1 protein-coding gene is annotated in these 1,165 nt (G+C 57.4%); it reads right to left on the minus strand.

All coding sequences use genetic code 11. The features are described from left to right. A protein-coding gene (locus tag Abci_RS13930) for an IS3 family transposase (RefSeq protein ID WP_148315190.1) occupies positions 1-1,102 on the minus strand; the annotation gives its coding sequence in 2 pieces (ribosomal slippage) (positions 1-850 and positions 850-1,102; 1,103 coding nt annotated over the 2 pieces). This gene is flagged as partial in the annotation. Positions 1,103-1,165 lie beyond the last annotated feature (63 nt).

A 1,165-nucleotide genomic window follows, 5' to 3' on the forward strand; every position in this document is an offset into this window, starting at 1 on the left:
AGGGTCTCGGGGGCATGCCCCCGAGACCCTTGTCTGGCGATCTGATCCGGTGTCCTTCCATCCAGTTGGGAATGGGGACGCACCGTATTGTAGTCTTCCCGCCAGTCAGCCAGAACATGTCGGGCATGGCTGAGGGAGGTGAACAGCGTTTCGTTGAGGCATTCATCCCTCAACCGGCCGTTGAAACTTTCAACAAACCCGTTCTGCTGCGGTTTCCCGGGGGCGATATAGTGCCATTCAACCTTCATCTTATCGGCCCATTTCAGGATGGCATGGGATGTGAACTCCGTACCGTTGTCGCTGACAATCATGAGGGGTTTGCCATAGCGTTCCACCAGGGCCGTCAGTTCCCGCGCCACACGTCCACCTGATAATGACGTGTCGGCAACCAATGCCAGGTTCTTGCGACTGAAATCGTCGATAACAGCCAGAATGCGGAACCGGCGGCCACAGATCAGGGCATCCGAGACAAAATCCAGGCTCCAGCGCTGCCCGGGTTCCTGAGGGATGGTCATGGGAGAACGCGTCCCCAGTGCCCTCTTGCGGCCACCCCGGTGGCGGACTTTCAGCCCCTCTTCCTGGTAAAGGCGGAACAGCTTCTTGTGATTGAGGCTGAACCCTTCCCGCGCCAGAAGATAGCCCAGGCGGCGGTATCCAAAGCGGCGTCTCTGGGCCGCCAGATCCCGCAGGCGCTGGCGCAGGGCAGCATCATCTGCCCGGGTGGAAACATACCGCGCAACACGCCTGGCGACGCCAACAAGCGCACAGGCACGGCGTTCACTCAATTCCAGAGCTTCCTGAATATGTCGGACCGCCTGCCGTTTCGCGACAGGCGTCACCACTTTTTTCCAACAATTTCCTTCAACGCCGCATTATCCAGCATCGCATCCGCCAGAAGACGTTTCAGGCGGCTGTTTTCATCTTCCAACGCCTTCAGCCGTTTGGCCTCAGATACCTCAAGGCCACCATAGCGGGTCTTCCATTTGTAAAACGTCGCATCGCTGATCCCGTGTTTGCGGCAAAGATCAGAGACCTTCAGCCCAGCCTCCTGTTCCTTCAGGATCCCTATGATCTGCTCTTCCGTAAAGCGACTGCGTTTCATCCGTCCGTATCCTTCTCGATCGGACTCTACTTTTAAATGGTTACATTTTCGGGGGGCACGTCA

This window comes from Acetobacter cibinongensis, assembly GCF_000963925.1.
Classification (GTDB): domain Bacteria; phylum Pseudomonadota; class Alphaproteobacteria; order Acetobacterales; family Acetobacteraceae; genus Acetobacter; species Acetobacter cibinongensis.